Genomic DNA, 16,724 nt, shown 5'->3' with positions numbered 1-16,724 from the left:
CCCACCGGGCCGCAGGCCGGCGCGGACAGCCACGGCGTCGCTGGCGGCAGCGCGGCCTGCGCGTAGGCGCCGTCGCGCAGCGCGTCGGCGATGCCGCGTCGGTTCTTCAGCAGCGCCACCATGCTGAAGTGCAGATGGCCGCCGGTCCCCGGCGCGCCGCGGGTGAGCTCGACCTGCGCCGGGATCTCGTCGAGCGGCCAGCCGTCGGCCTCGGTGCCGGCGCGGCTGGTGAACAGCCCCGGCCACACATGCCGCCCGAGAGGATTGAGACCCTGCCAGGCGCGCATCAGCGGCTCGAAGGCTTGCGGCTTCTGCGCGCGCGGCCAGTAGAGCTGCGGGGCGACGTAGTCGAGCCAGCCTTTCTCCATCCAGTGCTCGACATGCGCGTAGAGCTTGTCGTACTGCGAGAACCCCGTGATCCCCGCCGGGCGCAGGTCCGGCCGCGGCAGCCCGAAGGGGCTGATGCCGACGCGGGCCGTCGGCCGCAGTTCCCGGACCAGCTCGTACATCCGCCGCACCAACTGGTCGACGTTGTCGCGCCTCCAGTCGGCCCGCGACAGCGAGCCGCCGCCGCGCACGTAGCGCAGCCAGCTGGGGTCGTCGGGGAAGTCGATGTCCTGCTTGGCGGCGTCCTGGATCGGGTAGGGATAGAAGTAGTCGTCGATGTGCAGCCCGTCGATGTCGTAGCGGGTCAGCAGGTCGCGGCACACCGCCAGCGTGTGGTCGGCGGCGCCGGGCTCGCCCGGATCGATCCAGAGCAGGTCGCCGTACTTGCGGACCCAGTCCGGCCGGCTGCGGCTCACGTGCAGCGGCGACGCCGCCGAGCGCGCGCCGCTCTGCCGGGCGCGGTACGGGTTCAGCCAGGCGTGGAGTTCCAGGCCGCGCGCGCGCGCCTGCTCGATCCACACCGCCAGCGGGTCGTAGCCGGGCCCCTGGCCCTGCACGCCGCCGAGGTACTCGCTCCAGGGCTCCAGCGTCGAGCGGTACAGCGCATCGGCGCTGGTGCGCACCTGCAGCACGATCGCGTTGAGCCGCAGCGCGCGGGCGTTGTCCAGGATCGCGTGGATCTCGGCGATCTGCGCGGCGTCGCTCAGGCCGCGGCGGCTCGGCCAGTCGATGTTGGCGACGGTCGCGACCCAGGCGGCGCGGAATTCGCGCGGCGCCGGCGGCGGCGTCGGGCCGTAGTAGGCGGCGGGCGGGGTGGCGGGCGCGGTGCCCGGCGTGGCCGCGGGGCCGGTCGGATCCGCCGGTGCCGGTGTCGTCGAGCATCCCGGCAGCGCCGTCCCCAAGGACCCCATCACCGGCGCGGCCAGGGCCGCGGTCATCCACTGTCGTCGTCGCATCGAAGGCTCATCCGGCGGCGCCGCAGGGCGGCCCGCTCACACAGTCACGATCCAGTCGCGCCGCCACATCGCCCACGCGACGCCGTAGAACACCGCGACGAAGCCGGCGGCGAACAACAGCGACGCGAGGCGCGGATCCACCGGCAGCGCGCGCAGCGGCGCGAAGAGCCAGGCCTTGAGCGTGACGCCCTCGGCGACGTGGATCAGCCCGAGCAGCCGGGCCACCAGGCCCGACAGCGCGAACAGGAACAGCGCGTTCATGCCGAACACCGCCAGCGGCCGCAGGCGTCGCGCCATCGCGGCCCGCATCCGCGGCAGCGGCGCGGCGTCGAGCAGCCAGTAGAACACGCCGAACACCAGGCAGCCCCAGCCGGTCGTGAGGAAAACGAAGGCGGGGGTCCACAGATTCTTGTTGACCGGCAGGGTCCAGGCGTCGAGCACCTGCGCGATCCAGAGACAGGCCAGGCCGGCCACCAGGAACCAGGTCGCCTTCTCGGCCGGATCGCGTCCGGGCCGCGCGAGCCAGCGGCCCGCGAGCAGCCCCGCGATCTGGCTGGCCACGCCGGGCAGCGTGCTCAGCAGGCCTTCGGGGTCCCAGGTCTTGCTCCTGGCCCAGAGGTGGCCGCCGAGCAGCGCCCGGTCCAGCCACGCGCCGACGTCCTCGCCGGGGCGCAGCGAGCCGCGATGCCACACGCCCTGCGCGTCCGGGACCGCGACCAGCGTCTGCACCAGGCCGTAGCCCAGCAGCAGCGCGACGAACCACGCCAGCTGGGCGCGCCAGCCGCACCACAGCGCGATCGGCGCGACCAGGATCGTGATCAGCCCGAGCCGCTGCAGCACGCCGGGCAGCCGCACCGCCTCGAGGTTGAAGTGCGGGAACAGGTTCAGCAGCACGCCGATCAGGATGATGGTCGCGCCGCGGCGCCAGGCGTGGCGCAGCAGCGCGGCGCGGTCCGCCGCCTGGCCGCGGCGCGCCAGGCTGAAGCTCATCGCGATGCCGCTGATGAAGACGAAGAACGGGAAGATCCAGTCGGTGAAGGTCCAGCCGTGCCACTCGGCATGATCGAGCGGCGCGTACAGCGCGGACCAGTCGCCGGGGTTGTTGACCAGCAGCATCGACGCGATCGCGAAGCCGCGGAACGCGTCGAGCGACTGCAGCCGGGCGCCACCCGCGTCGTGTCCACCGACCGCGCCCGGCGCGCTCATGCGGCCGCGTCCTTGCGGCCGAAGCCCTCGGGCACCTTGATCAGCGCGGCCATCAGCACCGACGGGACGGTGGCGATCAGCACCCAGGCGAAGAAGTGCAGGTAGCCGAGGTGGTCCTGCAGCCAGCCGCTCCACATGCCGGGGACCATCATCCCGAGCGCCATGAAGCCGGTGCAGATCGAGTAGTGCGCCGTCTTGTGCGGGCCTTCGGCGACCAGGACCATGAACATCATGTAGGCGGTGAAGCCCAGGCCGTAGCCGAACTGCTCGACCGCCAGCGCGGCCGCGACGATCCACAGCTGGCCGGGATGGGACCAGGCCATCGCGAGGAAAACGAGGTTGGGCAGGTGCATCGCCGCGACCATCGGCCACAGCGCCCGCTTCAGGCCCACGCGCGAGATCGCCCAGCCGCCCAGCAGCCCGCCCAGCGTCAGCGCGATCAGGCCGACGGTGCCGTAGACGATGCCCAGCTCGGTGTTGGTCAGGCCCAGGCCGCCGACCTCCGGCTTGTCCAGCAGGAAGGGGACCGCCAGCTTCAGCAGTTGCGCCTCGGGGAATCGGTACAGCAGCAGGAAGCCGAGGATCACCGCGAGGCCGGGCTTGCGGAAGAACTCGGCAAAGATGTGGAGGAAGGTCGCGCCGTTGCGCTCGTGGCGGGGCATCGGCGCGTCGGCGGCGGGACGGGGCAGGCGCCAGGCGTGGTAACCGGCCAGCAGCAGGAAACCGCCGGCCATCAACGCCAGCACCGCCTGCCAGGCGAAGACCCAGTCGCCATGCGACTGCTGCAACTGGCCGGCCAGCACCACCAGGCCGCCCATGCACGCGATGTTGGCCAGGCGGTAGAAGGTCGAGCGCACGCCGACGAAAGCGGCCTGCTGGTGTTTCTCCAGCGACAGCAAATAAAAGCCGTCGGCGGCGATGTCGTGCGAGGCCGAGACGAAGGCCATCGCCCACAGCGCCGCGAGCGACAGCTGGAAGAACGATGGCAGCGGCAGCGCCATCGCGACGCCCGCGAGCGCGGCGGCGATCGCGAACTGGGTGACCACGGTCCACAGCCGCTTGGTCGCCAGCATCTCCACCAGCGGCGACCACAGCGGCTTGATCACCCAGGGCAGGTACAGGCCGGAGGTGAACAGCGCCATCTCGGTGTTGGAGATGCCGAAGTTCTTGTACATGACCGCCGACATCGACATCACGAAGACGTACGGCAGGCCCTGCGCGAAATAGAGCGTCGGGACCCAGGACCAGGGGCCGCGCGCGCGCGGGGAAACGGAGGAAACGTGCATGGCCGTCAGTGTCGGTGCAAACGCGGCGCCGCCCGCATCGGGGAATGCAGCGCTTGCGTGACGGGAGGAGGCGCGGACACCGTCGGACGGAAACGCGGGAACGGCCGTCGCGACGTCCGCGTCAGCGGTCCGCGAGCGCGCGGCGGACGCTGCCCGCGTGGCGCGCCAGCAGCGCCTGCGCGCCGGCGGCGTCGAGCTGGCGCAGCAGCATCACGACCGCCGTCTTGACGCTGAAGTCGCAGCGGCCCAGGGCCTCGCGCGCGGCCGGCTCCTCGACGCCGGCGGCCCGCATCGTCAGCGCGACGGCGCGGCGCACCAGCTTCGCGTTGGTGGCCTTCATGTCGACCATCAGGTTGCCGTAGACCTTGTGCAGCCGCACCATCAGCGCGCTCGAGAAACTGTTCAGCGCGATCTTCTGCGCCGTGCCGGCCTTCAGCCGCGTGCTGCCCGAGATCACCTCGGCGCCGGTGTCCAGCAGGATCGGGTGGTCGCTCGCGGCCAGCACCGCCGCGCCCGGGTTGTTGGCCAGCGCGAGCGTCAGGCAACCCGCCGCGCGGGCGGCCGCCAGCGCGCCCAGCACGTAGGGCGTGTGGCCGGAGGCGGCGATGCCGATCACCACGTCGTTCGGTGTCGGGGAGAGGGCCTCGATGTCGCGGCGGCCTTGCGGCTCGTCGTCCTCGGCCCCTTCGACCGCGACGAACATCGCGCCCTCGCCGCCGGCCAGCACCGCCACCGCCCGCTCGCGCGGCCAGGAGAAGGTCGGCACCAGCTCGACGCTGTCCAGCACGCCGAGCCGGCCCGACGTCCCGGCGCCCGCGTACAGCAGGCGGCCACCCGCGGCGATCCGCGGCAGCGCCGCGTCCACCGCCGCCGCCAGCGCCGGCGCCGCCGCCCGCGCGGCGTCCACCGCCAGCCGCTGGTCCTCGATGAACGCCGCCATCAGCCGGTCGCTGTCATACAGGTCCAGGTCGGGATGCTGGTCGCTCGGGGTCTCGGTGTTCAGGGGAGGGTGGGACATGGCTTGGCCGAAGCGGAAAGGGGAGGCCCGCAAGGTGCGGCCTACTCTAGTGGGCGCTCACCGGGCCAGCCAATGAAAGGCCGGGGAGGCGTCATAACCGGCGGTAATCCGCGCCCGCCGCCGTGGTCGTCCGGGCCTCGGCGTCGAGGACGGCGCCGATCACCTCCGCCAGCGACACCGGCGTCTGCGCCGCGTCCAGCTCCACCAGCACCATGTAGCCGCGGTCCCGGCCCTGCGCGGTGAACGCCTGCAGCAGCGCGATCTGGTCGCTGTGCACCATCACGCCCTGCGGGGACCAGTACTCCATCGCCACCAGGCAGCCGTCCGACGGCGTGCCCGGATAGAAGCGGCTGCCGGCGTAGTAGCGCGGGTCGATCGTGCTGCCGTGCATCAGCATCTCGTCACGCCCCGCGCGACCCGCCAGCCAGGCCTCCTGCAAGGGCGCGTAGTCGCGCCACGAGGCCGGCAGCAGCGCACGGTAGCGGTCCAGCGTCCAGGGTGGCTCGTTGCCGGACGGGGCGCGTTGCTCGTACTCGGCGACGCTGGCCTCGACCGGCACCTTGGTGTGCAGATACGGTGTCGGGCCGATCCAGATGTTGGTCGCCGCGCGGCCCGCGCCCTGGATGGTGAACAGCCCCTGCGGCGTGTTGCCCAGGGTCACCGTGCCCGGCAGTCCGCTGCTGGACAGCGCCAGTTGCTCGATGTTGAACAGGCCGCCGTCGGGGCGGCGCACGAAGCGGCCGTCGGCCTGCCGCACCAGCGCCAGGCCCATCTGCTGCCGGCCCGGGCGTTGGAAGCTGAACACCACCGGGTAGCCGGGACGGATCGCCAGCAGGTCCGCCAGCGGCGGGCGCGCCGGTTGCGGCAGGCCTTGCGCGGCGCCCAGCGCCTGGGCGAGCGCCTGCAGCCGCGGTTCGTCGCGGTCGCGCTGCGCCAGCTGCGACTGGATCAGCGCCAGGTCGGCCGGCTGCCGCGACTGCATCAGCGCGTAGGCGGCGATCGCGAACTCGCGGGGTGTCTTCAGGCGAGGCAGCAGCGGGCGCAGCAGCGGCGCCGCGTCGAAGGCATAGAGCGTGAAGGCGGCGGTGAGCAGCGGGCGCTGGACGTCGGCCGGCTGCTGATCGAGCGCCGGCAGCGTGGCCAGCAGGGCGGGGCGCGCGGTGTCGATCTCGGCGCGGTAGTGGGCGACCAGCCGCAGCGCCTGCGCGAGCTCGCGCAGCGCCGCCGGATCCTGCGGCGCGGCCAGCGCCTGCGCGGCGGCGGCGCGGATGCGGGCGCGGTCGGTGTCGAGCCGGACGCGGGCCTCGTCGGCGCTGCCGACGGTCGAGTTGAACTGGGCCGGACGCAAGGCCTGGAGCGCCGCCGGGCTGAAGGGGCCGCCGGGCGTGGCCGGCGGTATCGGACCGGGTGTCGGCGCCGGCTTCTGGAACTGCGCGCAGGCGGCGAGCAGCAACGGGGCGCAGAGCGCGGCCCACCGGGGCCAGGGCTTGCCCAAGGGGCGGTCGGACATCGGGAGGCGGAGCGTGGACGTCGGCATGGCGAGCGATTCTAGGGACGGCAAGTTCTGCCGACCGTCCCGGGAACGCCGTTTGCACTCGTGGCCCCGACTGCAGGAGGGTCGAGTGCGGAAGTCCTGGATGAACGAATGGCGCCATCGGATGGCGATGGCGGCGACGCTGGCGAGCGCGGTGCTGGCGGCGCTGATCGCGGCGATGCCGGCCGATGCCAATGCGCAGGTGGCCGCGCTGCCGCCGCCCAAGGTGCCCGAGGACTGCCCGTCGATCGCGGACAACGAGGCGCGCCTGGCCTGCTACGACCGGCTGCACCGCCGGCCGCTGGCGGCGGAACCGCCCTCGGCGGCCACGCGCGTGCCGGTGCAGCCGGTGCCGGCGGCGCTGCCGGTGGCGGTCGCGGCGAGCGCGCCGGCCACCGATCCCTGCTCGCGGCTGCCCGAGGCCGCGGGCAGCGCGCGCAACTACCTGGGCTCGACCTTGTCGGAGCGCTGGGAGCTGTCCTGCCGGGACCAGATGCCGCGTTTCCTGCCGCGCCCCTACAAGCCGGTGTACTTGTTGCCGGTCTCGTGGACCACGCGCAGCAACCGCGCGCCGGGCCGCCAGTCGGACTCGCCGGACAACGCGCTGGTCGACGCGCTGGACCTGGACAAGAACGAGGCCAAGTTCCAGATCAGCCTGAAGTCCAAGATCTGGGCGCTCGACGACCATGGGAGCCTGTCGCTGTGGGGCGCGTACACGCAGAGCTCGCGCTGGCAGGTCTACAACGGCCGGGTCTCGCGACCGTTCCGGGAGACCAACTACGAGCCCGAGCTGATCCTGACGCATGGCACCGACGTGGCGCTGCCCTTCGGGTGGAAGGCGAGCATGGTCGGGTTGAGCCTGAACCACCAGTCCAATGGCCGGGCCGAGCCCTTGTCGCGCAGCTGGAACCGGGTGATCGGCGAGCTGAGCCTGGAGCGCGGCGAGACCACGGTCAGCCTGCGGCCGTGGTGGCGGATCCTGAACAGCGGCAGCGACGACAACCCGGGGATCCAGGACTACGTGGGCCGGGGCGAGGTCCTGGTGACGCAGAAGCTGGGCCGGCACGTCCTGGCCCTGACGGCGCGGCACAGCCTGCGTTTCGGCGACCGGTCGCGCGGCTCGGCGCAGCTGGAATGGGCGTTCCCGATCGGCGGCGGCCTCCACGGCTACCTGCAGCTGTTCAACGGCTACGGCGAGAGCCTGATCGACTACAACTTCCGCGAGACGCGGGTGGGCGTGGGCGTGTCCGTGATCGAGTGGCGCTGATTTCGCGCCCCGGGCCTTCGCCGGCAACGCGTCACGTCCGCCCGGACTTCCTTCACGCGGGTTGATCCTTCCCGCTTCACCGCGGGCCGATTCGATGAATATGGCGCACCTCGCCGGGGACGGCCCCATCGCCATCGCGGCCGGGCTGGACTAGGCTGCGCGCATGTCCGCTTTCATCGATACCTGCGTCATCTGGGTGGTGGGATACCGCCTGGACGGGCGCGACCGCCAGTGGGTCCGCGCGCTGCCGCCGTCGGCGGAGGCGGCGGTGCGGGCGCTGCTGCTGGAGGAGCTCGATGAGCTCTACGGCGCGCGTGCCGAGCTGGTGTCGCTGCGTCCGGCGGCGGCCGAGGAGCGCGGCGCCTTGATCGCCGGTGGCCTGCCGATGTGCCCGGTCGCCGTGCCGGGCGGTCCGGCCGCGGGCTGAACGCCTGGGCTGATCCCGCGCGCGGCGCGGTCCGCGGGCCGCGGTGGCGGCGAAACGACAGACCGGCGCGCCCACTCGGTTTCATCGCGGTTACGGCCCCTGCGGCGCGAGCCCCACGCGAGAATCCCGCGCGTCCTGTCCACCGCTGTCATCGGCGGTGCGCCCCCGTCTTCCGCCGTCCGCCCCATGTCGTCCCCCCTGCCGACCCCCCGCCTGTTCTCGCTGGCCTGGCCGCTGTTCCTCGAGCTCTGCCTGGGCATCGCCGTCGGCGTGATCGGGACGATGCTGGCGGCGCGGATCTCCGATCCGGCCGGTGCCGCGTTCGCGCTGGCCAACCAGCTGGCGGCGACGCTGTTCATCCTGTTCCGCATCATCGGCGCCGGCATCAGCGTGGTGATCACGCAGGCGCTGGGGGGCGGCCGTCGCGCCGTGGCCGATGCGACCGCGCGCGCGGCGCTCGGGGCGAGCACCTGGCTGGGCGGCTTCACCGCGCTGATGGCCTTGCTGTTCGCCGGTCCGCTGCTGCGCCTGATGAATGCGCCGGCGGAAGTGCTGCCGCTGTCGCAGCCGTTCCTGATGGCGCTGGCGCCGGCGCTGATGCTGGACGCGTGGAACGCCTCGATGGCCAGCGTCATGCGCGCGCACCTGCGCAGCCGGGACACGCTGATGGTGCTCGTGGCGATGCAGGTGGCGCAGCTGGCGATGTCGGTGACGCTGATGCCGCACCTGGGCCTGCCGGGATTCGCGGTCGCGCTGGCGCTGAGCCGCGCCTTCGGGCTCGGGCTGCACGTGTGGCTGTGGCGGGCCCGGCTGGACCTGCGGCCCCAGGCGTCGGACTGGTGGCGGCTGCGGCGCAAGGAGCTCGCGGCGGTGCTGCACATCGGGCTGCCCGGCGCGGCGGAGAACATCGCCTACCGGCTGGCCTACATGGTCAGCGTGGCGGTGGCGGGCCACCTGGGCGCGTCGGCGCTGGCGGCGCACAGCTACACCTCGCAGCTGATGTATTTCGTGCTGCTGCCGGGGCTGGCGACCGGCTTCGCGGCGGAGATCGTCGTGGGCCACCTGATCGGCGCGGGGCAGTTGCACGAGGCGCATCGGCTCGTGCGGCGCGCGCTGGCGCGCGGGCTGGCGATCAGCGTGCTGGTCGCCGGCGCGTGCGCGGCGGCGTCGCCCTGGCTGCTGAGGATGTTCACGCACGACGCCGGCATCCTGGCCAGCGCGGTGGTGCTGATGTGGATCACGGTGATCCTGGAGCCGGGGCGGACTTTCAACCTGGTGGTCATCAACGCGCTGCGCGCGGCCGGCGATGCGAAGTACCCGGTGATGGTGGGCGCGGGATCGATGCTGGTGGTGCTGGCCGGCGGCAGCTGGCTGCTGGGCGAGGTGTTCGGGCTGGGGTTGGTGGGGCTGTGGATCGCCTATGCCGCCGATGAATGGATCCGTGGGCTGCTGATGTGGCGCCGCTGGGCGCGCCTGGGATGGGTGCCGCAGGCCCGGGCGGTGCATCGGCGGTTGAGGGCGGCGCACGGGCATTGAGCCGGCGTGGCCGCGTTCAATCCAACCAGAGCGTCAAGGTCTTCCAGTCCTGAGGGAACCCTGCGGAACGCAGCGACAGGCTTGGACAATCTGGAAAGGTCGCCAAGAGCGCCTTGACTTGCCGGTGCCAATCGTCCTGCGGCGCGATCGTCCTGATCAAGGCGCGCATGCAGCTCAGCGTGCCGAACAAGCGTGTCCTCGCATGCGCATCGACATGCAGGAACGCGAGGTCAGGGCATGAGGCCATGCTGGGCAGCAACGGAATCTTCGTCGTGGTCCTGTTCCACAGCCTTGCGTGATGGGCTGCCCGGTTCCGGGCGACGTTGAACATGTGCATCCAGGACTTGAGAACCGTGGGATGCCCGACCTCAAACTGTTCGGCCAACACCTTGGCGTCGCGAAACTGAAGGCCTTCCACCAACCGTGAGAGGAGGCCAAGTTCCAGCAATTCGGCCGCCGCCCAGATCGGCAACCTGCCGCCGTAGCAGACGCGATGGTGCGTGACGAAGTCTTCTTTCGACTTGGTGCAAAGCGCGTCGAAGCGCTTCAGCCATTCCTCGTGGGGAGAAGCGCAGGCGGTCTCGCTGGTCGTAACGAACCGTCGGTCGAACAACTTTGGATTTCGATGTGCCTCGACGTCGAGCCGACCCAGGCGGTCGACCAGTGCCGCGCGCATGGCGATCTCGATCGTGGCCATTCCTTGGAGCAGCAACAGGCGCAGCGCCGTGTCGAAGTCGGCCAGTTGAACGACGTGCTCGAAGGATGCGCCTCGGTGGAACGAATCAGGGCTGACGGATTCGTTCTCGGAGATGGCCTTGAAGGAATGGGCGTAGCCGGAGACGCGGTAGTAGCCCTCTCGTCGCAGGATCGCGCGTGCAAGCTCCTCTTGGGGAACGGCAAGGCCCCGATGTCGGAGCAGCAGGAGTTGGTCGCTGGTTGTTGTGAAGGGCTTGAGCTGCCGCGGCGTGCCGCCGCTGGCGATGCCGGAAGAGAAGTCCCCCACTTGAGACACCGCGCTTTCGCCGGGCACAGAGGTGGGGGAGCTATTGCGGCGAATCATAGGCAGCCTCCGGAACTTCGACATCGCACAAACAAGTAGAAGGTCATCGGGTGTCGCGATGGCGCGGCTCGGCCTGCGATCGATGAGCGCATGAGCATCGGACGCGTCGTCGCGGCGGGCCATCGCCACGACGGGCGCCCGCGCGTTCCTCCTTGCGGGTGACGCCTCCCCCGTCCTTCCTTGTCGACGGAATTGACACTCCCGCGAGACCGTCGCGGAACGCCTGCGAAAACTTCAATCCCTATCGCGACTTGCCGATCTGGCCCGGCAATTGCAGCGAGTTGTCGACCGGCGCGCGCAGATGCGCCGGCCGCGAGCAGGGGGGTGACAACACGCGCCGCGACGAGGTGTCCGCATCGTCCGGAACGTCGCGCGGAGCCGAGGGGATCGCCATGCCCGTGCTAGCCACCATCGTCCTCGCCGCGGCCACCGCCGCGCCCGCGCCCGTCTCCACACCGCCTTGCGCGCCCGCGCGTCCCGCGCAGTTGCGCTCCGACCAGACCGCCGCGCAGGCGCTGGAGCGCTACACCGACCTCAGCCCCGCCGTGCGCGACGCGCTGGCCCGCCGCATCGAGCAACTGCGCGTCGATGACCTCGTCATGCTCAGCCGCGACGGCGTCAGCGGCCAGTACCGCTACGACGACGAGATCCGCCACGCGCTGATCGGCGGCCAGCTCTGCGACCGGCTCGACCTCTCGGCCTGGAAGGCGGCCGACCGGGCCAGCGCCCTCGTCTTCTGCGAGGGCGAGACCTGCGTCGCCATGACCGTCGACGGCCGCATGACCGCGCGGCTCTCGCGCCGCAAGCCCGATGCCTTCGACGCGCTCGCGCAGGCGCTGCGCGTGCGCCCCGGCGGCCCGCAATCGGAACTGGCCCTGCCGCCGCCCGCCGCCGGCACCGCCAACGGCTGGGCCCGCCAACGCCTGCTGGTGCAGACCCGCGCCGGCCTCGACGACAAGGAACTCGCCCGGATCCTCTCGCCCCACGGCGGCAAGGCGCGACGCGTCGGGCGCTCGCAACTGGCCATCGTCGACCTGCCCGCCAACGCGTCGGAGACAGCGTTGGCGCAGTTGCTCGCGCGGCATCCGCAGCTGAAGTCGGCCGAGCTCGACATGCGCGTCTCGCCGGCCATGACGCCCAACGATCCCTACCTGGGCAGCGAATGGCACCTCACCCGCATCAACGCGCCGCAGGCCTGGGACACCGCGCAGGGCGCCGGCATCAAGATCGCCATCCTGGATACCGGCATCGACGCCTCGCATCCCGACCTGGCCGGACGCCTCGTCCCGGGCTGGAATTTCTATGACGGCAACGCCGACACCAGCGATGTCCACGGCCACGGCACCGCCGTCGCCGGCGCCGCGGCGGCCGCGCTGAACAACGGCATCGGCGTCGCGTCGGTCGCCGGCCAGGCGCAGCTGATGCCGGTGCGCATCGCCGACCCCAACGCCTACGCCTACTGGAGCACCGTCGCGCAAGGCCTGACCTGGGCCGCCGACCAGGGCGCCCGCGTGGCCAACATCAGCTACAGCGGCGTGGCCGGCAGCACCACCGTGCAAAGCGCCGCCGACTACCTGCGCAGCAAGGGCGGCCTGGTCGTGGTCTCCGCCGGGAACAACGGCATCGACGAGGGTCTCGTCCCGACGGCCAGCATGATCCCGGTGTCCGCCACCGACGAGACCGACACCAAGACCAGCTGGTCCAGCTACGGCAGCTTCGTCGCGCTGGCCGCGCCCGGCCAGAACATCTGGACCACGCAGCGCGGCGGCAGCTACGGCGCCTGGTGGGGCACCTCGTTCGCGAGTCCCGTCGTCGCCGGCACCGTGGCGCTGCTGATGTCGGCCCGGCCTTCGCTCAGCGGCAGCGCGATCCAGAGCGCGCTGTTCAGCACCGCCGTCGATCTCGGCGCCGCGGGCCGCGATCCGTATTACGGCTGGGGCCGCGTCAACGCCGCCGCCGCGATGCAGGCGGTGCTCGCCGCGCCGGCGCCCGACACCCAGCCGCCCGCCGTCTCGGTCGGCGCGCCGCTGGCGGGCGCGCTCGTCAGCGGGTGGGTCGCGGTCGACGTCGCCGCCTCCGACAACCAGGGCGTCGCGCGCGTCGACCTGCGCGTCAACGGCAGCGTCGTCGCCTCCGACACCTCGGCGCCCTATGGCTTCAGCTGGGACTCGACCCGCGTTGCCAACGGGCCGGTGACGATCTCCGCCGTCGCCGTCGACGCCGCCGGCAACACCGGTACCAGCGCGTCGATGACGCTGACCGTCGCCAACGCGGTCCTCGCCGACACGCAGCCGCCGGTCGTCGCCATCACCAAGCCGGACAACAACAGCCGGGTCAGCGGCAACACCGTCACGGTCGCCACCAGCGCCAGCGACAACAGCGGCGCCGCCGGCATCCGACAGTCGCTGTATGTCGACGGCGTGCTGGTGGCCAGCGGCGCCGGCGCCAGCCTCAGCTACAGCTGGAACCTGAAGAAGGCCGCCAACGGCGCGCACACGATCCAGGCCGTCGCCCGCGACGCGGCGGGCAACACGACCACCGCGACCACCAGCGTCACGAAGTGAACCGGGCCGGGACGACGGTCGGGCGCCCGGCCGTCCCCCGAGGCGTTCATCCCGCCGATCGGCGAAGCTCCGCGCACGGGATACGCGGGCCTGGGCATGGGAAGGAGGCAGCACGCGGGCGAGGCCGCCGTGCGCCATGAAGAAAGCCCGCCGAAGCGGGCTCGCGGGTCGAGCGGGAACCGCTCAGCGCGCGGCGCGGGGGAAGCGCCCCAATGCGCGGCGCGACAGCCCGGCGGCCAACGCGGCGATGACGATCAGCGCCAGCGCGTTGGGCTCCGGCACGTCGCCGTTGTTGCCGCCGGCACCGCCACCGCCTCCACCGCCGCCGCAACCTGGCGTGCCGGAGATGCAGCCGGCGAACTCGTCCGACCCGCCGGTCCGGCCGATGCCCTGGAACTTGACGGCGTAGGGGCTGTCGAAGCCGATGCCCTGCGTCATGAAGTTGTGGCTGGCGTCGGTGGTCAGCGTCAGGTTGAACGACGAGATGGTGTTCATCCCGATGCCGTCGTTGATCGAGCCGCCGGCACAGGTGTTCCCGGTCATCACGCACAGGTCGATGTTCTGGAACGACGGGAAGTTCTTGTCGATGGCGGCGCCCCAGCCGGCACCGTTCGTGCTCGCGCCGGTCAGCGTGGGCGAGACGGCGGTGATGCCGAACGCCATCAGCACGTTCTGCCCGAGCCCGCTCGAGCTGTTGGTCACGACGGTGGCGAAGGTGGCGCTGGTCGCCGTCCAGTTGGTCAGGGTGAACTTCACCGAGGCCTGCAGCACCGCGCCGTCTTCCGACTTCGAGAACAGCAGCGTGGCCGTGTTGGTCGGCGCGTTGAACATCACGGCGGCGCCGTGCGCCTGGCTACACAGGGCCAGCGCGACGGCGGCGGCCCAACGGATCCTTGTTGGCTTCATGGTCGACCCCTTTCCGGGCGATGCACGTGGCTTGTCGGCTCCCTGACGTGGAACCACTCGCATATCCCGGGCCAGCGCCGCAAGTGCTTGATTTGCCGTCCGATCTGATAAAGACGGTCATCAAACTGTAAAAAACGGCGACACCGTACGGCACGCCGATTGCGCGCCGATTGCCGCCGATTGCACGCGGGCGCGAGGCGCGACACGGCGGCGGTGGCGCGCGGCCGATCGGCATGGGCGCCCTATGATCCCGCCGCGATGAATTACCTGCTCAAGCGCCTGGCCGTGCTGCTGCTGACGCTGTTGGCCGCCTCGGCGCTGATCTTCGGCGCGCTGGAATGGCTGCCCGGCAATGCCGCCCAGCTGATCATGGGACCGGAGGCGCCCCCCGAGGCCGTCGCCGCGCTCGCCCGCCAGCTGGGCCTGGACCAGCCGGCCTGGCATCGCTACCTGGACTGGCTGGCCGGCCTGGCGCGCGGCGATCTCGGCCTGTCCTACGCCTACGGCGCGCCGGTCGCCGACCTGATCCTGGAGCGCCTGGCGCTGACCCTGCCGCTGGCGCTGCTGGCGATGGCGCTCACTGTCGTGGTGGCGCTGGCCGCCGGCTGGTGGGCGGCCAGCCAGCAGGGCCGCGCCGGCGATCACCTGGTGATGGGGCTGACGCAGCTCGGGCTGGCGGTGCCGAGCTTCTGGCTCGGCATGCTGCTGGTGCTGCTCTTCGCGGTGAAGCTCCAGTGGGTCGACGCCGGCGGCTTCCCCGGCTGGCAGGAGGACCTGGGCGGCGGCCTGTGGCCGGGCCTGCGGGCGCTGCTGCTGCCGGCGGCCGCGCTCGCGCTGGTCCAGGCGGCGATCCTGGCGCGCATCGCGCGCTCGGCGCTCCTGGACATCGCCCGCGAGGACTTCATGCGCAGCGCCCGCGCCAAGGGCCTGTCGCGGCGCGCGGCGCTGTGGCGCCACGGGTTGCGCCATGCGGCGATCCCGCTGCTGACGCTGGGCGGGCTGCAGTTCGCGAACCTCCTGGCCGGGACGATCGTCATCGAGAACGTCTTCACGCTGCCCGGCCTGGGCCGGCTGATGGCGCAGGCGATCGCCAACCGCGACCTGATCGTCGTGCGCAACGGCGTGATGGGCCTGGCGGCGCTGGTGCTGATGCTGAATTTCGCGGTCGACCTGCTGCATGGCTGGATCGATCCGCGCCTGCGCACGAGGGCCGAGGCATGAGGCGCGCCGCCTTCGTCGCGGGCGCGGTCCTCACCGTGGCGCTGCTGCTGGCGGCGCTGCTGTCGCTCATCTGGACGCCGTGGCCGCCGGAGCAGATCGACATGGCGCGCCGCCTGGCGCCGCCCGGCGCGGCGCACTGGCTCGGCTGCGACCAGCTCGGCCGCGACGTGCTCAGCCGGCTGATGGCCGGCGCGCGCAGCGCCTGGCTGGTCGGCGTGGTCGCCGTGGGCATCGGCCTGGTCGCGGGCACCGCGCTGGGGCTGCTCGCTGCGGCGCGCCAGGGCTGGGTCGAGGCCCTGATCCTGCGCGGCGCCGATCTCGGCTACGCCTTCCCGGCGCTGCTGCTGGCCATCCTGCTGGCCGCGGCGCTCGGGCCCGGCATGACCGTCGCGATGGCGGCGATCGGGCTGCACGCGGTGCCGTCCTTCGCGCGGCTGGTCAACGGCAGCGCCAAGAGCTGGTGGGCGCGCGACTTCGTCCTCGCGGCGCGGGTCGCGGGGCAGGGCCGGCTGTCGATCACGCTGCGCCACGTGCTGCCGCAACTGCTGCCGCTGCTGATCGTCCAGGGGACGACCAGCTTCGCGCTGGCGATCCTGGCCGAGGCCGGCCTGTCCTACCTCGGCCTGGGCACCCAGCCGCCGCAAGCCAGCTGGGGCCGGCTGCTGGCCGAGGCGCAGACGCTGATGTTCGAAGCGCCTCAACTGGCGCTCGCCCCGGGCGTGGCGATCACGCTGGCGGTGCTGGGCCTGAACCTGCTCGGCGACGGGCTGCGCGACCGGCTCGATCCCAAGGAGGAGGCGCGATGACGGCCGCCGATCGTCCGATGTCGTCGTCGTCGTCGCCGTCACCGTCACCGTCACCGTCACCTTCGTCGTCGGGCTTGGCGATGGCCGCTGGCGCCGACGGCGGGGTGCCGCTGCTCGAGATCCGCGACCTGCGCGTGAGCCTGGCCGGTCGCGGCGGCGCGCGGCTGCAGGCGCTGCGAGGCATCGACCTGACGCTGGCGCGCGGCGAGAGCCTCGCGCTGATCGGCGAATCCGGCAGCGGCAAGACGCTGACCGCGCTGGCGGTGATGGGCCTGCTGCCCGACGGCGCCGAGGCCGCCGGCCGGATCGCGCTGGACGGCCAGGACCTGCTGGCGCTGGACGAGGACGGCTGGTGCGGCCTGCGAGGGCGTCGCGTCGCGATGGTGTTCCAGGAGCCGCTGACGGCGCTGAACCCGCTGCAGCGCGTGCTGGCGCAGGTGATGGAGCCGATCCGCATCCACCGCCTCGCGCCCGACCGCGGCGCCGCCCGCGAGCGCGCGATGGCGCTGCTGGCGCGGGTCGGGCTCGACGAACGCCAGGCGCGCGCCTA

At 72.2% G+C, this 16,724-nt stretch carries 14 protein-coding genes; 7 read left to right on the top strand and 7 right to left on the bottom strand.

What is annotated here, in order from left to right; all coding sequences use genetic code 11:
- The 5 genes from N5D62_RS27285 to N5D62_RS27265 all read right to left on the bottom strand — a co-directional run.
- Positions 1-1,343 (bottom strand): family 10 glycosylhydrolase (locus tag N5D62_RS27285; protein ID WP_279761222.1); only part of this gene is annotated, 1,343 nt, incomplete at its 3' end.
- Positions 1,344-1,379: 36 nt separating this feature from the next.
- Positions 1,380-2,549 carry a heparan-alpha-glucosaminide N-acetyltransferase domain-containing protein gene (locus N5D62_RS27280; RefSeq protein WP_279761221.1) on the bottom strand — a complete coding sequence of 390 codons (1,170 nt, stop codon included), beginning with the start codon at positions 2,547-2,549 and terminating at the stop codon, positions 1,380-1,382.
- A complete protein-coding gene (locus N5D62_RS27275) occupies positions 2,546-3,835 on the bottom strand; it encodes an MFS transporter (protein ID WP_279761220.1) in 1,290 nt (429 codons plus the stop codon). Before N5D62_RS27275 ends, N5D62_RS27280 begins: the two co-directional genes overlap by 4 nt.
- 121 nt (positions 3,836-3,956) lie before the next feature.
- Entirely contained in the window at positions 3,957-4,853 is an 897-nt protein-coding gene (locus tag N5D62_RS27270) for an N-acetylmuramic acid 6-phosphate etherase (protein ID WP_279761219.1), read from the bottom strand.
- Positions 4,854-4,944: 91 nt separating this feature from the next.
- Positions 4,945-6,390, bottom strand: a complete 1,446-nt coding sequence (locus N5D62_RS27265; protein WP_279761218.1) for a hypothetical protein — start codon at positions 6,388-6,390, stop codon at positions 4,945-4,947.
- Positions 6,391-6,475: 85 nt separating this feature from the next.
- On the opposite strand from N5D62_RS27265, the gene N5D62_RS27260 reads away from it, so the two are divergent.
- The 3 genes from N5D62_RS27260 to N5D62_RS27250 all read left to right on the top strand — a co-directional run bounded on the left by N5D62_RS27260 (position 6,476) and on the right by N5D62_RS27250 (position 9,617).
- Positions 6,476-7,654 carry a phospholipase A gene (locus N5D62_RS27260; RefSeq protein WP_279761216.1) on the top strand — a complete coding sequence of 393 codons (1,179 nt, stop codon included), beginning with the start codon at positions 6,476-6,478 and terminating at the stop codon, positions 7,652-7,654.
- Positions 7,655-7,817: 163 nt separating this feature from the next.
- On the top strand, positions 7,818-8,081 hold the full coding sequence (locus N5D62_RS27255) for a hypothetical protein (protein WP_279761215.1): 264 nt from the start codon (positions 7,818-7,820) through the stop codon (positions 8,079-8,081).
- A gap of 186 nt (positions 8,082-8,267) precedes the next feature.
- Complete coding sequence (locus N5D62_RS27250; protein WP_279761214.1) at positions 8,268-9,617, top strand: MATE family efflux transporter; 1,350 nt, start codon at positions 8,268-8,270, stop codon at positions 9,615-9,617.
- A gap of 16 nt (positions 9,618-9,633) precedes the next feature.
- Here N5D62_RS27250 and N5D62_RS27245 read toward each other — a convergent pair whose 3' ends face one another.
- Positions 9,634-10,800, bottom strand: a complete 1,167-nt coding sequence (locus N5D62_RS27245) for an Abi family protein (protein ID WP_279761223.1) — start codon at positions 10,798-10,800, stop codon at positions 9,634-9,636.
- 269 nt (positions 10,801-11,069) lie between these two features.
- Between N5D62_RS27245 and N5D62_RS27240 the strand changes: the two genes are divergently transcribed.
- Entirely contained in the window at positions 11,070-13,241 is a 2,172-nt protein-coding gene (locus tag N5D62_RS27240) for a S8 family serine peptidase (protein WP_279761213.1), read from the top strand.
- A 183-nt stretch (positions 13,242-13,424) separates the two neighbouring features.
- Here N5D62_RS27240 and N5D62_RS27235 read toward each other — a convergent pair whose 3' ends face one another.
- Complete coding sequence (locus N5D62_RS27235) at positions 13,425-14,147, bottom strand: cistern family PEP-CTERM protein (RefSeq protein WP_279761212.1); 723 nt, start codon at positions 14,145-14,147, stop codon at positions 13,425-13,427.
- A gap of 258 nt (positions 14,148-14,405) precedes the next feature.
- On the opposite strand from N5D62_RS27235, the gene N5D62_RS27230 reads away from it, so the two are divergent.
- The 3 genes from N5D62_RS27230 to N5D62_RS27220 form a co-directional block, all read left to right on the top strand.
- Positions 14,406-15,368: an ABC transporter permease gene (locus N5D62_RS27230; protein WP_279761211.1), complete on the top strand. Its 963-nt coding sequence runs from the start codon at positions 14,406-14,408 to the stop codon at positions 15,366-15,368.
- Positions 15,365-16,174 carry an ABC transporter permease gene (locus tag N5D62_RS27225; protein WP_279761210.1) on the top strand — a complete coding sequence of 270 codons (810 nt, stop codon included), beginning with the start codon at positions 15,365-15,367 and terminating at the stop codon, positions 16,172-16,174. Before N5D62_RS27230 ends, N5D62_RS27225 begins: the two co-directional genes overlap by 4 nt.
- 80 nt (positions 16,175-16,254) lie before the next feature.
- A partial coding sequence (locus N5D62_RS27220; protein ID WP_279761209.1) for an ATP-binding cassette domain-containing protein occupies positions 16,255-16,724 on the top strand: 470 nt, incomplete at its 3' end.

The sequence above is a fragment of the Mitsuaria sp. GD03876 genome, assembly GCF_029840635.1.
GTDB lineage: Bacteria > Pseudomonadota > Gammaproteobacteria > Burkholderiales > Burkholderiaceae_C > Roseateles.
The sequence above is the reverse complement of the archived record's forward strand: the minus strand, read 5'-3'. Positions and strand labels throughout refer to the sequence as shown.

Excerpts from the sequence above, each read along its gene's own strand:
- N5D62_RS27280 (WP_279761221.1), bottom strand. The coding sequence starts at position 2,549 with ATGAGCGCGCCGGGCGCGGTCGGTGGACACGACGCGGGTGGCGCCCGG.
- N5D62_RS27275 (WP_279761220.1), bottom strand. The coding sequence starts at position 3,835 with ATGCACGTTTCCTCCGTTTCCCCGCGCGCGCGCGGCCCCTGGTCCTGG.
- N5D62_RS27270 (WP_279761219.1), bottom strand. The coding sequence starts at position 4,853 with ATGTCCCACCCTCCCCTGAACACCGAGACCCCGAGCGACCAGCATCCC.
- N5D62_RS27265 (WP_279761218.1), bottom strand. The coding sequence starts at position 6,390 with ATGCCGACGTCCACGCTCCGCCTCCCGATGTCCGACCGCCCCTTGGGC.
- N5D62_RS27255 (WP_279761215.1), top strand. The coding sequence starts at position 7,818 with ATGTCCGCTTTCATCGATACCTGCGTCATCTGGGTGGTGGGATACCGC.
- N5D62_RS27250 (WP_279761214.1), top strand. The coding sequence starts at position 8,268 with ATGTCGTCCCCCCTGCCGACCCCCCGCCTGTTCTCGCTGGCCTGGCCG.
- N5D62_RS27245 (WP_279761223.1), bottom strand. The coding sequence starts at position 10,800 with ATGGCCCGCCGCGACGACGCGTCCGATGCTCATGCGCTCATCGATCGC.
- N5D62_RS27240 (WP_279761213.1), top strand. The coding sequence starts at position 11,070 with ATGCCCGTGCTAGCCACCATCGTCCTCGCCGCGGCCACCGCCGCGCCC.
- N5D62_RS27235 (WP_279761212.1), bottom strand. The coding sequence starts at position 14,147 with ATGAAGCCAACAAGGATCCGTTGGGCCGCCGCCGTCGCGCTGGCCCTG.
- N5D62_RS27230 (WP_279761211.1), top strand. The coding sequence starts at position 14,406 with ATGAATTACCTGCTCAAGCGCCTGGCCGTGCTGCTGCTGACGCTGTTG.
- N5D62_RS27225 (WP_279761210.1), top strand. The coding sequence starts at position 15,365 with ATGAGGCGCGCCGCCTTCGTCGCGGGCGCGGTCCTCACCGTGGCGCTG.